At 43.1% G+C, this 14,821-nt stretch carries 15 protein-coding genes; 11 read left to right on the forward strand and 4 right to left on the reverse strand.

Annotation, left to right across the window (positions count from 1 at the left end; all coding sequences use genetic code 11):
- The first annotated feature begins 11 nt into the window (after positions 1-11).
- From QNI29_RS05400 to QNI29_RS05410, 3 genes are all read left to right on the forward strand, one after another.
- Entirely contained in the window at positions 12-986 is a 975-nt protein-coding gene (locus QNI29_RS05400) for a 2-dehydro-3-deoxygalactonokinase (RefSeq protein ID WP_231418321.1), read from the forward strand.
- A complete protein-coding gene (gene dgoD, locus QNI29_RS05405) occupies positions 983-2,131 on the forward strand; it encodes a galactonate dehydratase (protein WP_231418320.1) in 1,149 nt (382 codons plus the stop codon). Before QNI29_RS05400 ends, dgoD begins: the two co-directional genes overlap by 4 nt.
- Positions 2,132-2,543: 412 nt before the next feature.
- Positions 2,544-2,849, forward strand: a complete 306-nt coding sequence (locus tag QNI29_RS05410) for a YciI family protein (RefSeq protein WP_231418318.1) — start codon at positions 2,544-2,546, stop codon at positions 2,847-2,849.
- Positions 2,850-2,899: 50 nt separating this feature from the next.
- Here QNI29_RS05410 and QNI29_RS05415 read toward each other — a convergent pair whose 3' ends face one another.
- On the reverse strand, positions 2,900-3,754 hold the full coding sequence (locus QNI29_RS05415) for a MurR/RpiR family transcriptional regulator (protein WP_231418317.1): 855 nt from the start codon (positions 3,752-3,754) through the stop codon (positions 2,900-2,902).
- Between the two features lie 227 nt (positions 3,755-3,981).
- Between QNI29_RS05415 and gntK the strand changes: the two genes are divergently transcribed.
- The 5 genes from gntK (at position 3,982) to QNI29_RS05440 (ending at position 9,654) form a co-directional block, all read left to right on the forward strand.
- Positions 3,982-5,520 (forward strand): gluconokinase, encoded by a 1,539-nt coding sequence (gene gntK, locus QNI29_RS05420; RefSeq protein ID WP_231418315.1) that lies wholly within the window; start codon positions 3,982-3,984, stop codon positions 5,518-5,520.
- A 48-nt stretch (positions 5,521-5,568) separates the two neighbouring features.
- Positions 5,569-6,921, forward strand: a complete 1,353-nt coding sequence (locus QNI29_RS05425) for a GntP family permease (protein ID WP_231418448.1) — start codon at positions 5,569-5,571, stop codon at positions 6,919-6,921.
- Between the two features lie 31 nt (positions 6,922-6,952).
- Positions 6,953-7,855 carry a phosphogluconate dehydrogenase (NAD(+)-dependent, decarboxylating) gene (gnd, locus tag QNI29_RS05430; protein ID WP_231418314.1) on the forward strand — a complete coding sequence of 301 codons (903 nt, stop codon included), beginning with the start codon at positions 6,953-6,955 and terminating at the stop codon, positions 7,853-7,855.
- A gap of 324 nt (positions 7,856-8,179) precedes the next feature.
- Positions 8,180-8,569: a thiol-disulfide oxidoreductase DCC family protein gene (locus tag QNI29_RS05435; RefSeq protein ID WP_231418312.1), complete on the forward strand. Its 390-nt coding sequence runs from the start codon at positions 8,180-8,182 to the stop codon at positions 8,567-8,569.
- A gap of 194 nt (positions 8,570-8,763) precedes the next feature.
- Positions 8,764-9,654 (forward strand): sigma-70 family RNA polymerase sigma factor, encoded by an 891-nt coding sequence (locus tag QNI29_RS05440; protein WP_231418310.1) that lies wholly within the window; start codon positions 8,764-8,766, stop codon positions 9,652-9,654.
- A gap of 62 nt (positions 9,655-9,716) precedes the next feature.
- Here QNI29_RS05440 and QNI29_RS05445 read toward each other — a convergent pair whose 3' ends face one another.
- Together QNI29_RS05445 and QNI29_RS05450 are read right to left on the reverse strand one after the other, a co-directional pair.
- Positions 9,717-10,472 (reverse strand): SDR family NAD(P)-dependent oxidoreductase, encoded by a 756-nt coding sequence (locus tag QNI29_RS05445; RefSeq protein WP_231418308.1) that lies wholly within the window; start codon positions 10,470-10,472, stop codon positions 9,717-9,719.
- A gap of 118 nt (positions 10,473-10,590) precedes the next feature.
- A complete protein-coding gene (locus QNI29_RS05450; protein ID WP_231418307.1) occupies positions 10,591-10,818 on the reverse strand; it encodes a hypothetical protein in 228 nt (75 codons plus the stop codon).
- 282 nt (positions 10,819-11,100) lie between these two features.
- Between QNI29_RS05450 and QNI29_RS05455 the strand changes: the two genes are divergently transcribed.
- The 3 genes from QNI29_RS05455 to QNI29_RS05465 all read left to right on the forward strand — a co-directional run bounded on the left by QNI29_RS05455 (position 11,101) and on the right by QNI29_RS05465 (position 13,526).
- Positions 11,101-11,298 carry a hypothetical protein gene (locus QNI29_RS05455; protein WP_231418306.1) on the forward strand — a complete coding sequence of 66 codons (198 nt, stop codon included), beginning with the start codon at positions 11,101-11,103 and terminating at the stop codon, positions 11,296-11,298.
- Between the two features lie 83 nt (positions 11,299-11,381).
- Positions 11,382-12,425: a hypothetical protein gene (locus QNI29_RS05460; RefSeq protein ID WP_231418304.1), complete on the forward strand. Its 1,044-nt coding sequence runs from the start codon at positions 11,382-11,384 to the stop codon at positions 12,423-12,425.
- A 126-nt stretch (positions 12,426-12,551) separates the two neighbouring features.
- A complete protein-coding gene (locus QNI29_RS05465; protein WP_231418303.1) occupies positions 12,552-13,526 on the forward strand; it encodes a ring-cleaving dioxygenase in 975 nt (324 codons plus the stop codon).
- A gap of 54 nt (positions 13,527-13,580) precedes the next feature.
- On the opposite strand, the gene QNI29_RS05470 is transcribed toward QNI29_RS05465, so the two are convergent.
- Positions 13,581-14,714, reverse strand: coding sequence for a CAP domain-containing protein (locus tag QNI29_RS05470; RefSeq protein WP_231418302.1), 1,134 nt, complete (start codon positions 14,712-14,714; stop codon positions 13,581-13,583).
- Positions 14,715-14,821 lie beyond the last annotated feature (107 nt).

The following is a 14,821-nucleotide window of genomic DNA, read 5'->3' on the forward strand; positions in this document are numbered from 1 at the left end:
GGGTGGGAGAAGTGTACTTGGTTCTTGATGGGGGGACGACCCATACACGCATGCGACTGATCCGGAAAAACCGGAAGCTGATCGATGAGAAGAAGCTCTCCCTTGGTATACGGGATGTAGCCATAGAAGGAACAAAGAAGCGTTTCATCCACGAATTAGAAAAAGAGATGAAGGCGTTTCTTGAGAAGAACGATTTCTCTGTTTCTGATGTAAGCGCTGTAGTGTCTTCGGGCATGTTAACGTCGAATCTCGGAATCTATGAAGTTCCTCATCTAATAGCTCCCGTTACGAATGAATCGTTGGCTAAAGGAACGGTAATCACAAAGTGGGAAGGATTCGGGGATGTGCCGTTTATGTGGATCCCTGGTGTCCGAACAGAAGGGGAAGAGTTAGATCAGAAAGATGTTATGCGGGGAGAGGAAGTAGAAACGCTCGGATTGATTCAGCAGAGACCGTTAGATGGGGCGGGTCTTATGATCCTTCCAGGTTCTCATACGAAATATGTAGGTGTAACAGAGGGAACGATTAATTATAGCTACACAACTCTTGGAGGAGAAATGATGAGAGCTGTAGAGAAAGAAACGATCCTTGCTAATTCAATTGATGATACGTTAATTGAAGAGGTGGATCAGTCCTATTTGGAAGCTGGGTTCCGTGCAGCTCGGGATGTGGGCTTGCTTCGATCTCTCTTTCACATTCGCCTTCTTCACCTTGAGGGACAGGCTACAGCCAATCAGCGTGCGAACTATTTAGCGGGGGCGGTTGTCTCTGAGGATGTAAGAGTCATCGAAAAAATGGAGAAGGTCGAATGGATCATGGTAGGGGGGTCTAACCCCCTTCGAAGTGTGTTTACGCATCTTCTGCCTAACGTTGTTTCTGAAGGGATTCCGATTCTCGAAGCGGATGAATCAGAAAGTGAACGGGCTACGCTCGAAGGTGCTTTAACGATTATAGAAGAATGGAACAAACAGGAGGCATCACAATGAAAATCACAAATTACGAACTATACCAAGTACCACCTAGATGGTTATTCCTAAAGATTGAAACAGATGAAGGGATTAAAGGCTGGGGAGAACCGGTCATTGAAGGAAGAGCTCATACGGTGAAAGCGGCTGTAGAGGAGCTGATGGAATACCTAATGGGTAAAGATCCTCTTCGTATTGAAGATCACTGGAACATGCTGTATCGTTCTGGTTTCTACCGGGGAGGTCCAATTCTAATGAGTGCACTCGCTGGTATTGATCAGGCCTTATGGGATATTAAAGGGAAGTACTACAATGCGCCTGTCTATCAACTGCTAGGAGGAGCGTGTCGTGATTCCATTAAAGTGTATTCGTGGATTGGCGGAGATCGTCCTTCTGATGTTGGGGAAGCGGCGAAGGAAGCCGTCAGCACTGGATTCCATGCCATTAAAATGAACGGAACAGAAGAAATGCACTATATCGATTCCTACGACAAAGTCGATGCAGCCGTTGAACGGGTTCAAGCGGTACGTGAAGCTGTCGGAAATGGAGTCGGCATAGGCATTGACTTTCACGGCCGTGTGCATAAACCAATGGCGAAGGTGCTCGCTAAGGAACTTGAACCATTCCGCCCGATGTTCATTGAAGAGCCTGTACTAGCTGAAAACAATGAAGCGTTAAGAGAAATTACACGCCATACCCACATTCCAATTGCAACAGGAGAGCGCATGTATTCTCGCTGGGACTTCAAGCCGCTACTGGAATCAGGGCATGCAGATATTATCCAACCGGACCTTTCTCACGCGGGCGGGATCACAGAAGTGAAGAAAATTGCTTCCATGGCTGAAGCGTATGATGTCGCTATGGCGCCGCATTGTCCATTAGGTCCAATCGCCCTTGCTTCTTGCCTTCAGGTAGATGCCACAGCGCACAATGCCTTCATTCAAGAGCAAAGTCTTGGTATTCATTACAACAAAGAGAATGATCTACTAGATTACATTAAAGACCGTAGTGTATTTGATTATAAAGATGGCTTCGTTCAGATCCCGCAAGGACCGGGTCTTGGGATTGAAATTGACGAAGAGTATGTAAAAGAACGGGCAGAAGAAGGTCACAACTGGCGCAATCCGGTATGGCGTCATCAAGATAATAGTATTGCAGAGTGGTAAGGGGTAGGGATACAAATCTAAACGGATTTGTATCCCTTTTTTATTTATAGAGAGTAGACGATGGCTGTTGTAGGTTATCGGATAAGTTTAACGTTTTGTTTACTAAAGATGAGAGGAAGGAGGGCCGGGGAAAACACTCGCTTTCCTGTGGACGAACTCCCGAGCTCCTCGTTCGCTACGCTCTCTGCGGGATCTCGGAAGCCCGTTTTTCCACGGGAGTCTCGCATTTTCCCCGGCCCTCCTTTGCCTGAGTTAGACTAAACAAAATGTTGCCATAACTTGTGGCGGAGTCGATAATATATAATGTGGACCCCACTGATAGAGCAAATAGTACACCTTGACAAGAATTAGAAATTGAAAAAAACTCTACAGCTATCTATTAGAAAATGATTGAAAGGGGAGGGGTGGTTAAATGAGGGAATACATATACGTATTGAAGCTTATTCCTCGTTTACATGAAGAGAAAAATTGGACGGAAGCGGATGAGGCTCTCATAAGTGAACATTTTGTTAGGCTGAAGGAGTACTGTCATGAAGGGAAAGTCATCACTGCTGGTAAGACAGATAGAGAAGATGATAAAGGCTTTGGGATTGTGGTGTTTAAAGAAGAGAGTGATGATAAGGCAGAAGAATTTATGAAGGAAGATCCTGCTGTGAAACATGGAATTATGACAGCGGAAGTTTTCTCTTATAGGACAGCTCTTCAAAGTGAAAAGTAATCGAACATGAGAAAACGCTCAGAATTTTTTTCTGAGCGTTTTTTTATGGTCTATAATCTCCGTCTTGATATCGCATCGCGCATCTTCGTTTGGGCGTGTTGTGCTTGTTCCTGATGCTTCAGGCTGTAATTGACGTATAAGGCATCGATAATTGATAGCTCTGCAATTCTTGAAGCAAGGGCCTCTGAACGATAATCGGTTTCTTGAGAAGTAGTAAACAGACAGACGTCCACAAGTTTGCTGAACGGCGATTTGGCGAAGTTGGTAATACCGATTGTTGGTACCCCGTTTTCCTTTGCCACTTCAATGACTTCAAGAATATCCTTATTCGAGCCGGTATGAGAAATAAATAACGCCACATCTTCAGACGTCAGCTGAGAAGCCGCCATTAATTGCAGGTGGGTATCTGTATACGCATGGCTCGGAAGACCACTTCGCATAAATTTATGCTGCCCATCAAGTGCCGTTACCCCTGACCCCCCGTTACCATAGAAGTGAATTTGACGTGCATTCACAATGTAGTCAAGTGCTTTTGAGAACGTTGCCTCCTGCTGAATGTCTTTCGTATATTGAACAGCATTCATATTCGCTTGGAATACCTTCTGTAAGATATCCATTTCACTATCTTCTTCTGTAATCTTCTCATGAATATCCTGAATCGGGCTAACAATCTCAGAGGCCAGGGAGATCTTTAATGCCTGGTACCCTTTGTATCCTAATGTCTTACAAAACCGAAAGACCGTCGCATCGGCAACCCCAAGATCCTCTGAGACCTGGTTAATGGTCGTGTGAATAATCTTATTCGGATCTTTCAATATGTAGTCAGCGATCCGTTTCTCTTTATCACTCATGTTACGATAGTACGACTTTATTCGGTTGATGACTTGAGTAGAAGCTTCAGCCATGTCGTTCCCCTCCGTTTCTTTCTACTCTCTAGTGTAAACAAAATTTTTTTCATGTAAAAGGAAATGTAAGAAAATAAATTTCATGAAAGCGGTTGATCTGAAGAAAATTTCATGTATAATCATAGTTGCAAGAAAAAATATTTCGCACAAAGTGTTTGCGATTCTATTTTTTTGATAGAGTTGAAAGCGGTTACCACTGTTAGCACGTTCTTTGGAGGGAAAAAGCGATGACAGACATCATAATAGGAATTGATATCGGAACAACAAGTACGAAAACATTGGCTTATGACCGTAATGGACAAATCTGGTCTGAGGTGGAGAAGGAATATCCCCTTTATTCTCCGGATCCAGTGAGGAAAGAACAAGACCCAGAAGAAATTAACCAAGCCGTTATGCACACACTGGCGGCTGTGGCGAAAGAAGTTCAGCAAAAGGGCGGAACGGTATCTGGAATCGGTTTCAGTGCGGCGATGCATAGCCTGCTTGCCGTTGACCAAGCCGGAAATCCTTTAACAAATGCTTTAACCTGGGCGGACCAACGCTGTGTGGAAGAAGTTGAGGAATTAAAAGAAGGAAATGGACACGACATTTACTTACGAACCGGAACACCGCTTCACCCAATGTCTCCGCTTCCTAAGTTAATGTGGATGAAAAAGCATGATCCTGAAACGTTCGAACAAGCACATAAATGGATTTCTTTAAAAGACTACGTTTTCTATACATTATTTAACCGCTATATCGTCGATTATTCCATGGCATCAGCAACAGGGTTATTCAATCTTGAAAACCTTGCCTGGGATCAAGAAGCCCTGGAAGTGGCCGGCATTACAGAAGACAAGCTTCCAGAGCCTGTGCCAACGACGCACGTTGTAAGAGGATTATCTGAAGAGAAGGCTGCTTCTTTAAACCTTGATCCGGACACACCGTTTGTACTCGGTGCAAGTGATGGGGTGCTAGCGAACATTGGTGTTGGCGCGCTGAAGCCAGGTTCAATAGCGTGTACGATCGGAACAAGTGGGGCGATCCGAACTGTTGTAGACAAACCGACCGTCGATCCGAAGGGACGCATTTTCTGTTATGCGTTAACAGAAGACAAATGGGTCATTGGCGGACCGATTAACAATGGCGGGATTTCGTTCCGCTGGGTTCGAGATAACCTCTTCCCAGATCTTAATGAAAAGGCAAAAGAAAAAGGCATCAGTGCTTATGAAGAACTGACGGCCAGGGCTTCAAACGTAAAACCAGGTTCAAACGGCTTGTTATTCTTACCTTATCTAACAGGGGAGCGGGCGCCGTTTTGGGATGCGGATACAAAAGGAGTATTCTTCGGCTTAACGTTAGACCATAATCGTGACCATATGATCCGAAGCGCCCTAGAAGGTGTGATGTATCAAATGTACTCCGTCGCGATTGCATTAATTGAAGCTGGGGTTGAACCTACGGAATATCGAGCAGGTGGTGGCTTCGCCAAATCTAGTTTATGGCGTCAGATTATGGCGGACATCTTTGAAACAGAAATCGTGATTCCAGAGAGTCACCAAGGCTCTTGTCTGGGGGCAGCCTGGTTAACGATGAAAGCGCTTGATATGATTGATGATTTAGAGAGTGTACAAGATGTAATCAGCACAAGAGTGAAACACGTGCCGATTCCAGAGCACGTTACAATCTATCGCAAGTTGAAACCGGTTTATTTACGACTGGCACGAACACTTCCGAGTGAATTTAAAGCGATTTCGGAAGTGCAGCGAGACCTGGCAAATCTATAGAAATAAAAAAAGTATGGGAATGAAAGACAAAGGGGAGCGTTACGTATGATGGAATCAACAGCAGGACTGATTATTATTGCAATCTTAGCGGTACTTGCCTTACTATTCTTAGTAATGAAGACAAAGCTTCAGGCATTTATCGCGTTACTGGCTGTCAGTATATTAGTTGGACTAGCCGTTCAAATGCCGCTAGCTGACATATTGACAACCATTGAAAAAGGAATGGGAGGCACCTTAGGATATGTCGCCGTTATTATCGGCCTAGGTGCTATGTTTGGGGAAATGCTCCGGGTATCAGGCGGAGCGGAACGACTTGCTTTAACGCTTATGGACAAATTCGGAGAGAAAAACGTAAGCTGGGCACTAGGTTTAACAGGATTTATCGTATCGATCCCGGTATTCCTTGATGTAGCACTTGTTATTCTAATTCCGATTATTTATAGCTTATCTCAGAGAACGAAGAAATCATTATTATACTTTGGTATTCCACTTCTTGCTGGTTTAGCTGTTACACACAGCTTCATCCCACCGACACCAGGACCAATTTCCGTGGCATCGATTCTTGATGCAGACTTAGGTTGGGTTATCCTATTTGGTGTACTAGCCGGAATTCCATCTATGATTCTGGCAGGACCAGTATTTGCGAAATACATTTCTAAAAAGATTGACGTCGGCGTACCCGATTACATGCTAGAACAAATGAAAGACAAAGAATTTGATGAGGAGAATCTGCCAAGTTTCTTCAGTGTTGTTGGAATTATCACGTTGCCACTTGTATTAATTCTTGTTAATACACTGGCTGACCTTATATTAGATGAAGGTAATGGACTGCGTGCTGTATTAACCTTTGTTGGACACCCGTTCGTAGCATTAACAATTGCGGCATTACTGACATTCTATATCTTCGGTATTAAGAAAGGGTATACGAAAGAGCAAGTACAAGAGATTACAACGAAAGCCCTTGAACCAGCTGGTATTATTATTCTTGTAACAGGTGCTGGTGGTGTGTTTGGTGAGATGCTGATCCAATCTGGTATTGGTGATATCCTTGCAGATGCGATGCAAACGATGCAAATGCCACTCATTGTCTTTGCCTTTGTAACCGCAACAGTTGTCCGTGTCGCACAAGGTTCTGCAACCGTATCCATGATTACAGCAGCTGGCCTTGTTTCGCCGCTACTTGAAACGTTTGATGTAAGCGAACCAATGCTAGGTTTACTTGTAATCGCCATCGCATCAGGTGCAACAGTCGTGTCTCACGTAAACGACTCTGGTTTCTGGCTTGTGAACCGTTACTTTGGTTTAACAGAGAAGCAAACGCTACAATCTTGGACCGTCATGGAAACAATCATTGGCCTTACCGGATTTGCTGTAGCGCTAATCATTAGCTTATTCGTATAAAGAAAACTATTAACAGAAAAGAGGATTCATTATGAATATAGGTTTAATTGGACTAGGGAAAATGGGATACAATATCGGGGCTCATATGCTAGATAAAGACTATAAGGTACACGCTTACGATGTGAACCAGGAAGCTGTTGAGAAATTCCGCGGAGAAGGCGGAGAAGGCTTCTCTTCCATCAAAGACATGGTTAGCAGCCTGAACGAAGGACCACGTGTCATCTGGATGATGGTCCCAGCTGGTGAAATCACAGACCAGGTGATCGAGGAAGTAACCCCTCTTCTAGACAAAGGCGACATCTTAATTGACGCAGGAAACTCAAACTACAAGAAGACGCTTCATCACTTCGAAACGCTACAAGAAAAAGGAATCGAGTTCTTTGACGTAGGAACAAGTGGTGGCGTATCCGGAGCCCGTAACGGAGCATGCTTCATGATCGGCGGAAATAGCGAAGTATTCCCTGTCATCCAGCCGCTATTTGATGACCTAGCTGTGACAGATGGCTATCATTTCGCTGGTAAAGGAGGAGCAGGTCACTTCCTTAAAATGATTCACAACGGAATCGAATACGGCATGATGGCCGCAATCGGTGAAGGATTTGACTTACTAGAGAAGAGTCCATTCGATTATGACTATGAAGGAGTAGCCAAAGTATTTAACAACGGCTCTGTTATCCGCGGTTGGTTAATGGAACTGATGGAAAATGCATTTAGCAAAGACGCCAAGCTAGACGACATCCGCGGTGTGATGAACTCCTCTGGAGAAGGCAAATGGACGGTCGAATCTGCCTTAGACTTCGAAACAGCAGCACCCGTCATCGCCCTATCTCTAATGATGCGCTACCGTTCTCAAGAAACGGACACCTTCACAGGAAAAGTCGTAGCAGCCCTACGCCACGAATTCGGCGGCCACGCTGTAGAGAAAAGCGAATAATCGAAGGCCCTCTTACCTAGCAAACAGGTAAGGGGGCTTTTTTGTATGTGCTGATAAAGGGGCCGTTACTTTAGAAGTATGCTAGGGGTGGCTGGGGAACGACTCGCTTTCCACAGGCGAGCTGTCGAGCCTCCTCGGGAAAACCACCCTGCGGGGTCTCGTCGACCTCTTTCTCCTGTAGGAGTCTCCCCGTTCCCCAGCCACCCCTGGCCGGATTTTCGCTAACGGCCACGCTCCTTTAAGCTACGTAAACATTCTCCTAGCTTGTCGTTCAACCAGTTTCCTAAATATGTTATGATGGCACTAATAGCAGGAGGTGGTAGCGTGAGTGGAATTGTCTTATTTGACGGAGAATGTAACTTCTGTGACCAAAGCGTTCAATTCATCATAAAACGCGATCCAGAAGGATATTTCTCCTTCGCATCTCTACAAAGTGAAATCGGCCAGGAACTGCTTCATAAACATCAGATCCCTACCCATACAGATAGCTTTATATTAATCGAAGACAACCAGGCCTATACGAAATCTTCAGCCGCATTAAACGTGTGCAAGCATTTAAAAGGGGCATGGAAAGGGCTTAGAATCTTCACCCTTGTTCCAAAGTTTGTACGAGATCGGGTGTATGATGTGATTGCCAAGAATCGCTATAAGTGGTTTGGGAAGAAAGACAGCTGTATGCTGCCATCTAAGGAAATTCGGAAGCGATTTTTATAAATGGTAAAGGAGAGGATGTAATATTCTCTCCTTTTTTATATGCTGGGAAGTGCATTGTTGTAAAATTCTTATTTAACCAAAAAAGGGGTTATTTGTGCTACAATATAAGTCTTAATACCTATACTTAATGAAGTGCATTTAGTTTTACTTCCTTATAAATAAGACGAAATGGCTCAAGGAAAAGGGGGAAATAAATGAATTATTGCTCAGCTTCTATTGAAGAAAAGAAAAGCTTTACAATCTTTCCTAGCCTTCCGGATTTTGATGGATCAACCCACAAACATACATATCCAAAAGATAAGCCAGGCATCCAAACGTATTTAAGGGACATTAGAAGATTGCGAAGGGAAAGTCCAATTCGAGACTGGGAAACTGATACAGAAATTGAAGCATTTAAACAGGTGGAAAAAGGTGATGAGGAGATAAAGAAATTAATTTTTCTAAAATTTTTACCACTCGTTCCTTCTGTAGTCAGATATTATGCGGATGATTGTTTACGCTTAGAAGATTTAATACAAGAAGGAAACCTAGCACTAATGGATGCGATAGACAGTTTCGATTACAGAAAAGGTTACAGATTTTCCTCTCATGCTATATGGAGGATTCGTAGGGTGGTAAGAAGGAAAATCGCATTCTACATATCTCCTTTTACAATCCCTTCTGACTCCCTGGCCGTATTAGCTAAAGGAAATCGTTTGTATGAAGATGGGGGGTATTCTTCTGTTGAAGACGCGTTTCGTCAATCGATGCCTAATCGGGAACTTCACCTTTATTATACTAGTCAGTACCAATCATTAAGTGATTTTTCCTTAGAACAACAAGAAACTTTTTGTGATTTGTCTTCGTTGGATATAGAAGAATGTGTAATGACTAAAAGTTTATTAGAGGATGTGAAAATCCGGCTCAAAAGAAATTTTTCGTATAGAGAACAAACAATAATGGGTTTGATATACGGATTTGAAGACGGTAGGAGTAGAAGTTTGAGCGAAGTAGGGAAGGTTTTTGGGATATCCAGAGAAAGAGTGAGACAGATTCACACAAGTGTGGTGAATAGACTTCAAAATTTGTACGTTGAAAAAGTATAAAGTAAAAGAGATAGTAATCTCTGAATCACGATAACCGCCCGTGATTCAGAGGACGTCTCATCCTAACTTCCAAACGTATTGCCTCCATTCACATTCATGTTCTGCCCGGTAATAAAGGAAGCTTCTTCACTGGCAAGATAGGCAACCATGCTTGCAATATCTTCTGGTTTCCCTAATCGCTTCATAGGTACCTGGTCTACATAGTCACGGGCGCTTTCTTCTGTAACCTCACCATGCCGTTCAACAGGTGTGAAGCCAGGGTGAACAGCATTGACTGTAATCCCGTATTCCCCGAGTTCATTTGCCCATGAACGGGTCATTCCAATGACGGAAGATTTGGCCGTTACGTAGTTCGAAAAATGACTGTTTCCTAATCCGACGACTTCACTGCCAATATTAATAATGCGTCCCCACTGATTCTCCTTCATACTGCCCATCACTTCTTTTGTTAATAGAAGAGGGGATTTGACCGAGAAGTGCAATTGATCAAGGTAATCCTCCCATGTCACTTCTTCTAAGGATAATTCAGGCTGAGGCCCAGTCGCGTTGTTGACTAGTATATCAATGGGTTGTGAAAAGGCATGCTCAGCATTCCTCACAAGTTTCTGTACGTCAGCTTCGTCCGTTACATCCGCTTGAAGCTTAATAGCTTCTCCGCCTTCATTCTTAATTTCTTCCACAACACGGTTAGCATTTTCAGCGTTATTCGCATAATTTACAATCACTTTTCCGCCCATCTTAGCAAACTTCTGGGCTATACATTTCCCTAATCCTTTTGAACTTCCTGTTACTAATACAACTTTATTGGTAAGGGTCATTTGAATATCACTTCTTCCTTTCTTAAGAAATAAGGGAGGATTAGACTCCTTTTATAAATTCCTTCATAAAAGGAGTCTAAATCATGATACGTACTCAGTTAGCCTTACTATGTTATGACTAACGAAATAGAAAGAACTTTCTCGAATGGTTTTCATCATAACAAATGATGTGCGGCTTAATCTCAAATGGGTAATATTCTAATTTTACTGGATTGATTCTCATAAATTTTAATAACTGATCATTAGATGTGAAAGCTACCAGGTCAGAGAACTCCCATTCGTTGTGTTCATTGTAGAAACTTATTTTAGTAAAACGTTCTTCTTTTAATTGTTGTAAAAGCTCCACTATCAATCCCCCTGAGAAAATCTTTACCCTTATAAGTGTATAAAGAAACTAAGGCTCCAAAGAAGTGCCAACTAATTTTCTTGATATAGCAATGATGTTTGTCCTTATTATAACGGCTTCCTTGTTATTTGTCTTAATAACTTATAGAGAGGATTATTTTTTTAACAGGTAAGAACAAGGCGCCAGACGCTCATTTCCCACGATTCCGTTTACAAATAGGTTTCATCTTGCTCTGAAATGGAAAATGGTTTATATAGAAACAATTGGCAAAGGAGTGAGGGTATGAAGAAGAAGTTGCGAGTTGGCGGTATTGTTGCCATGGTCATTGGTTTACTCGCATTCTTTATTGGCATACCGCTTTTCAAAGGGAATGGTGAGCCTACTTTGGGAGACGGACTTGTCATATTGGTTAGCTTCTTATTCGTGTTTGCCTTTGGGCTTTGCCTCACGGTTGTCAGTAAGTTTATGAGAGAACAATAGAGGTTTCATTAAACCGTATTCATATTGGTAGTCATAGAAGCATACACTTATTGTGCTTGCTTAAATTTTGGGGAGGGGTACGAATGAGGAGAACGACGAAGTGGAAAGGACTAAAGAGTCTTATTAGTATAACGGCATTCTTTCTTCTGCTAATTGGAACTCAAGTAGCAACAGCAGCTGAGAAAGAATGGACAGGCAGTGGCAAAGAGGTGCCAGCCGATAAAGAGTGGACGATTACATTTAATACATCTGTTGAATATGATGAACTAAGTGAAAGTATCACTGTAAAAGATCAAAGTGGTGAAAAAGTAAAAGTGACTGTTGAGAAAGTGAATGATCAAATGTTAAAGGTTCTTCCGCCGCAAGAAGGATATAAAGTTGGAGAATCTTATGCGTTACGAGTTGGAGAGATTGCTTCAAACCGTAAAGTCATGATGAAAGATGGCATTACGATGAAATTTACAATTGCTGAGCCGGTGAAGCAAGATCCATCTTCTTACCAAGAGCTCGTGAGATCGATTAACCCTGAGATTCGTGATCTGCTTGTAAGTGGATGGGATGAAGAGGCGTTTAAGCCAGGTGATTTCAAAAACATAGAAGAAGACCTGAAGAAGGTTGCTACTGATTCATTTGTTCAAAATACATTAAAACCTTACTTTGAAGAGACCATGTGTCATCCATGTGATTCATCCATGTTTCCGTTTCAGATCGCACCAGAACTTCATTTTGAAGTGATGAAAGATACAGAGGATGAACGAGTGTTTCAAACGGCAGAGCTTTCAAATGACCTCTCAATGGGAAGTCTTGTAACCTATACGTTTACCAAACAAAAGGATACTTGGTTGCTAGATGATTACCAGAGAGAGAGGTTTAGTGGTAAGGGGCTAGACGTTAGCAAAGAGGAAGCCAGTGCCTATCTTAAAGAGGATTACTTAAGCGATCCTCATTATGGATTTGAAAGCGTCGATGTAACGTTTTTAGCTGAAGGAACAGAAGAGAAATACGATCCGTATACAGAGAAACGCCACGATCGTACTTATTATGTGTTTGAAGTGAAGACAGATAAAGAAACGTTCAAGCGTAAATTCTACCCGTTTGATGGGTACGTTGAATATATTGCGGATTAAGATGAGAAAAGCCTGAGGTGAGCCTCAGGCTTTTTCTATTTTGTTGACCTCTTCCTGAATCTGTTATATAATTATCTTGAATTCGAGATAATTAATCAATCTATTCTATAAAAAGGTGGTTCGAATATGAATTTATTAGGTATTCATCACGTTTCGATATTAACGGGGAAAGCGGAGAAGAACTTTGAATTTTACACGAAAATCTTAGGTATGCGCCTTGTGAAAAAAGGCGTCAATCAGGACGATACGACTTCGTATCACTTATTTTACGGGGATGCAAAAGGGAACCCAGGCACGGAGCTGACCTTCTTTGATATCCCGATGCTCGCAAAGACTCATCCAGGAGTATCAAGCATTACAAGTACTTCGCTAAGGGTGAAAAGCTCAGCTTCCCTGGAGTATTGGAAGGAGCGTTTCCAGCAATTCGGAGTGGAGCATGAAGAGATTAAGAAGCGGGCGAACCGTAGCACGTTGGCTTTTGAAGATTTCGAAGGAACAAAGTTGATCCTGGTCGCAGATGACAATGAGGAAGGGGTAGCGCCAGGTGAAGCCTGGAGTGAAACAGATATTCCTGTAGAACACGGGATTGTAGGACTTGGTGCTGTTCTTCTACGTGTCCGTGACCAGCAGCCGACAGCTCATGTTTTAACAAATATCTTAGGTTTTGAACATGTTGGTTCGTACCCTTCTGTTGATGGGGAAGGGTTGCCGGATGTCGACGTGTTCTCAACAGGTGAAGGCGGAGTTGGAGCAGAGGTCCATATCCAAGAGCGCAAAGATTTACCGAAAGAACGGATCGGAAGAGGTGGGGTGCACCATGTGGCCTTCCGTATCCCGAATGAAGAAGAGTACGATAAATGGGCAGAGTTAATCCAAAGAGCTGGATTAATGAACTCAGGGAAAGTGGATCGCTTTTACTTTAAGGCATTGTATTTCCGTGAACAGAACGGCATTCTGTTTGAGCTCTCAACAGACACACCAGGGTTTGACGTCGATGAGTCCGTCGATTCTCTAGGTCAGAACTTATCCCTGCCACCGTTTATGGAGCATCAGCGAGAAGAGATCGAGCGGAAGTTACGTCCGTTAACATTAAGTGAATAAGATCCTATCAAAAAAACAGGGCTGCCTCTTTTCCGGGCAGCCCTGTTTTTTACATTATTTAGCTAGAAAGTTCTCTGTATAATACGGTTGTGCATCGTCGTTAAAGGCAACGCCAACTGCCAGGGATTCAAAAGCGGGATGCAGGATGTTTTCCCGGTGGCCAAGCGAATTCATTAATCCCTCATGAGCAAAGATGCTGCTCGATTGGCCTGCAGCCAAGTTCTCGCCAGCCGTTCTGTAGGCAATCCCGTCTTCTGTCATCCGGTCAAAAGGAGATTGTCCCTCTTTATTCGTGTGACTGAAGTAGTTATTTACAGCCATGTCTTTACTGTGATCTCGAGCCGTTGCTTGAACAGCTTTGTCAAAGGAAAGGACACCGAGGCCATGTTCGACTCGCGCGGCATTGGTTAAATCAAAAAGTTGTGCTTCAAATCCTTCTTTAAGAGAAGCGCTTGGTTCTCCGAAGAATCCTTTCTTCTCTTCTTCTAAGTCTTCACTAATAATCTGGACAGCGGTTACTGTGTTATCTTCGTGTTGATCGTAGAAGACGGTTACGTAGCTTCCATCGATCTTGAATAAATCATATTCGCCTTTATTTTGAACCTGATAGCGGGTCAACCCTTTTCGGATGCTTGTTTCTTGCTCAGGCATTGCGGATCGAACGGCATCTTGTTGGCTTCCAATTGTGATGGAAGATTTAGAAGACACCAAATCCTGGTTCGTGTACAGCCCGGCAACTTGATCCTTGTCATTATAGGCTACCATGAAGAAATTGTGATAGTTTTCGTGATAGGTGACCCAGTTCACGCCGTATTCATTGAGTGAAGATCTCTTTGGACTGCCTGCTTGTTCTTCGACACTAGCCCGGGAGTCTCCGATTTCAATGTTGTAGACAGAAAAGGATTGATCAGAGGGGGCGTTAAGCTCTGGTTTCTCTACCGTTGTTTGTTCTTTGGTATCAATCCCGTTCTCATCTTCACCGGTGAGCTTGTCGAACAAGGACTCCACTTCTAAGGAAATGGCGTTGATCGCTCGACGTACTTCCGGATCTTCTCTGATCTCATTGATGTCTGTTTTGATCTCTTCATACACACCCTGAATACCAGCCTCTTCAAACGTATCTCCGTATATATACCACATACCCCCTGCTAGAAGGAGCAGTAAAATAAGTCTTCTTAATTTTGGCATTGTGTCACTCCTGCCTGATCTGTCAGTTGTTCTTACCATTGTAGCACTCTATAGATCCAATATGCATCATAGAAGGATTCTTTAAACAGGGGCCAAATAATGGATTA

The organism is Pontibacillus chungwhensis (assembly GCF_030166655.1).
In the GTDB taxonomy this organism is placed as follows: Bacteria; Bacillota; Bacilli; order Bacillales; family BH030062; genus Pontibacillus.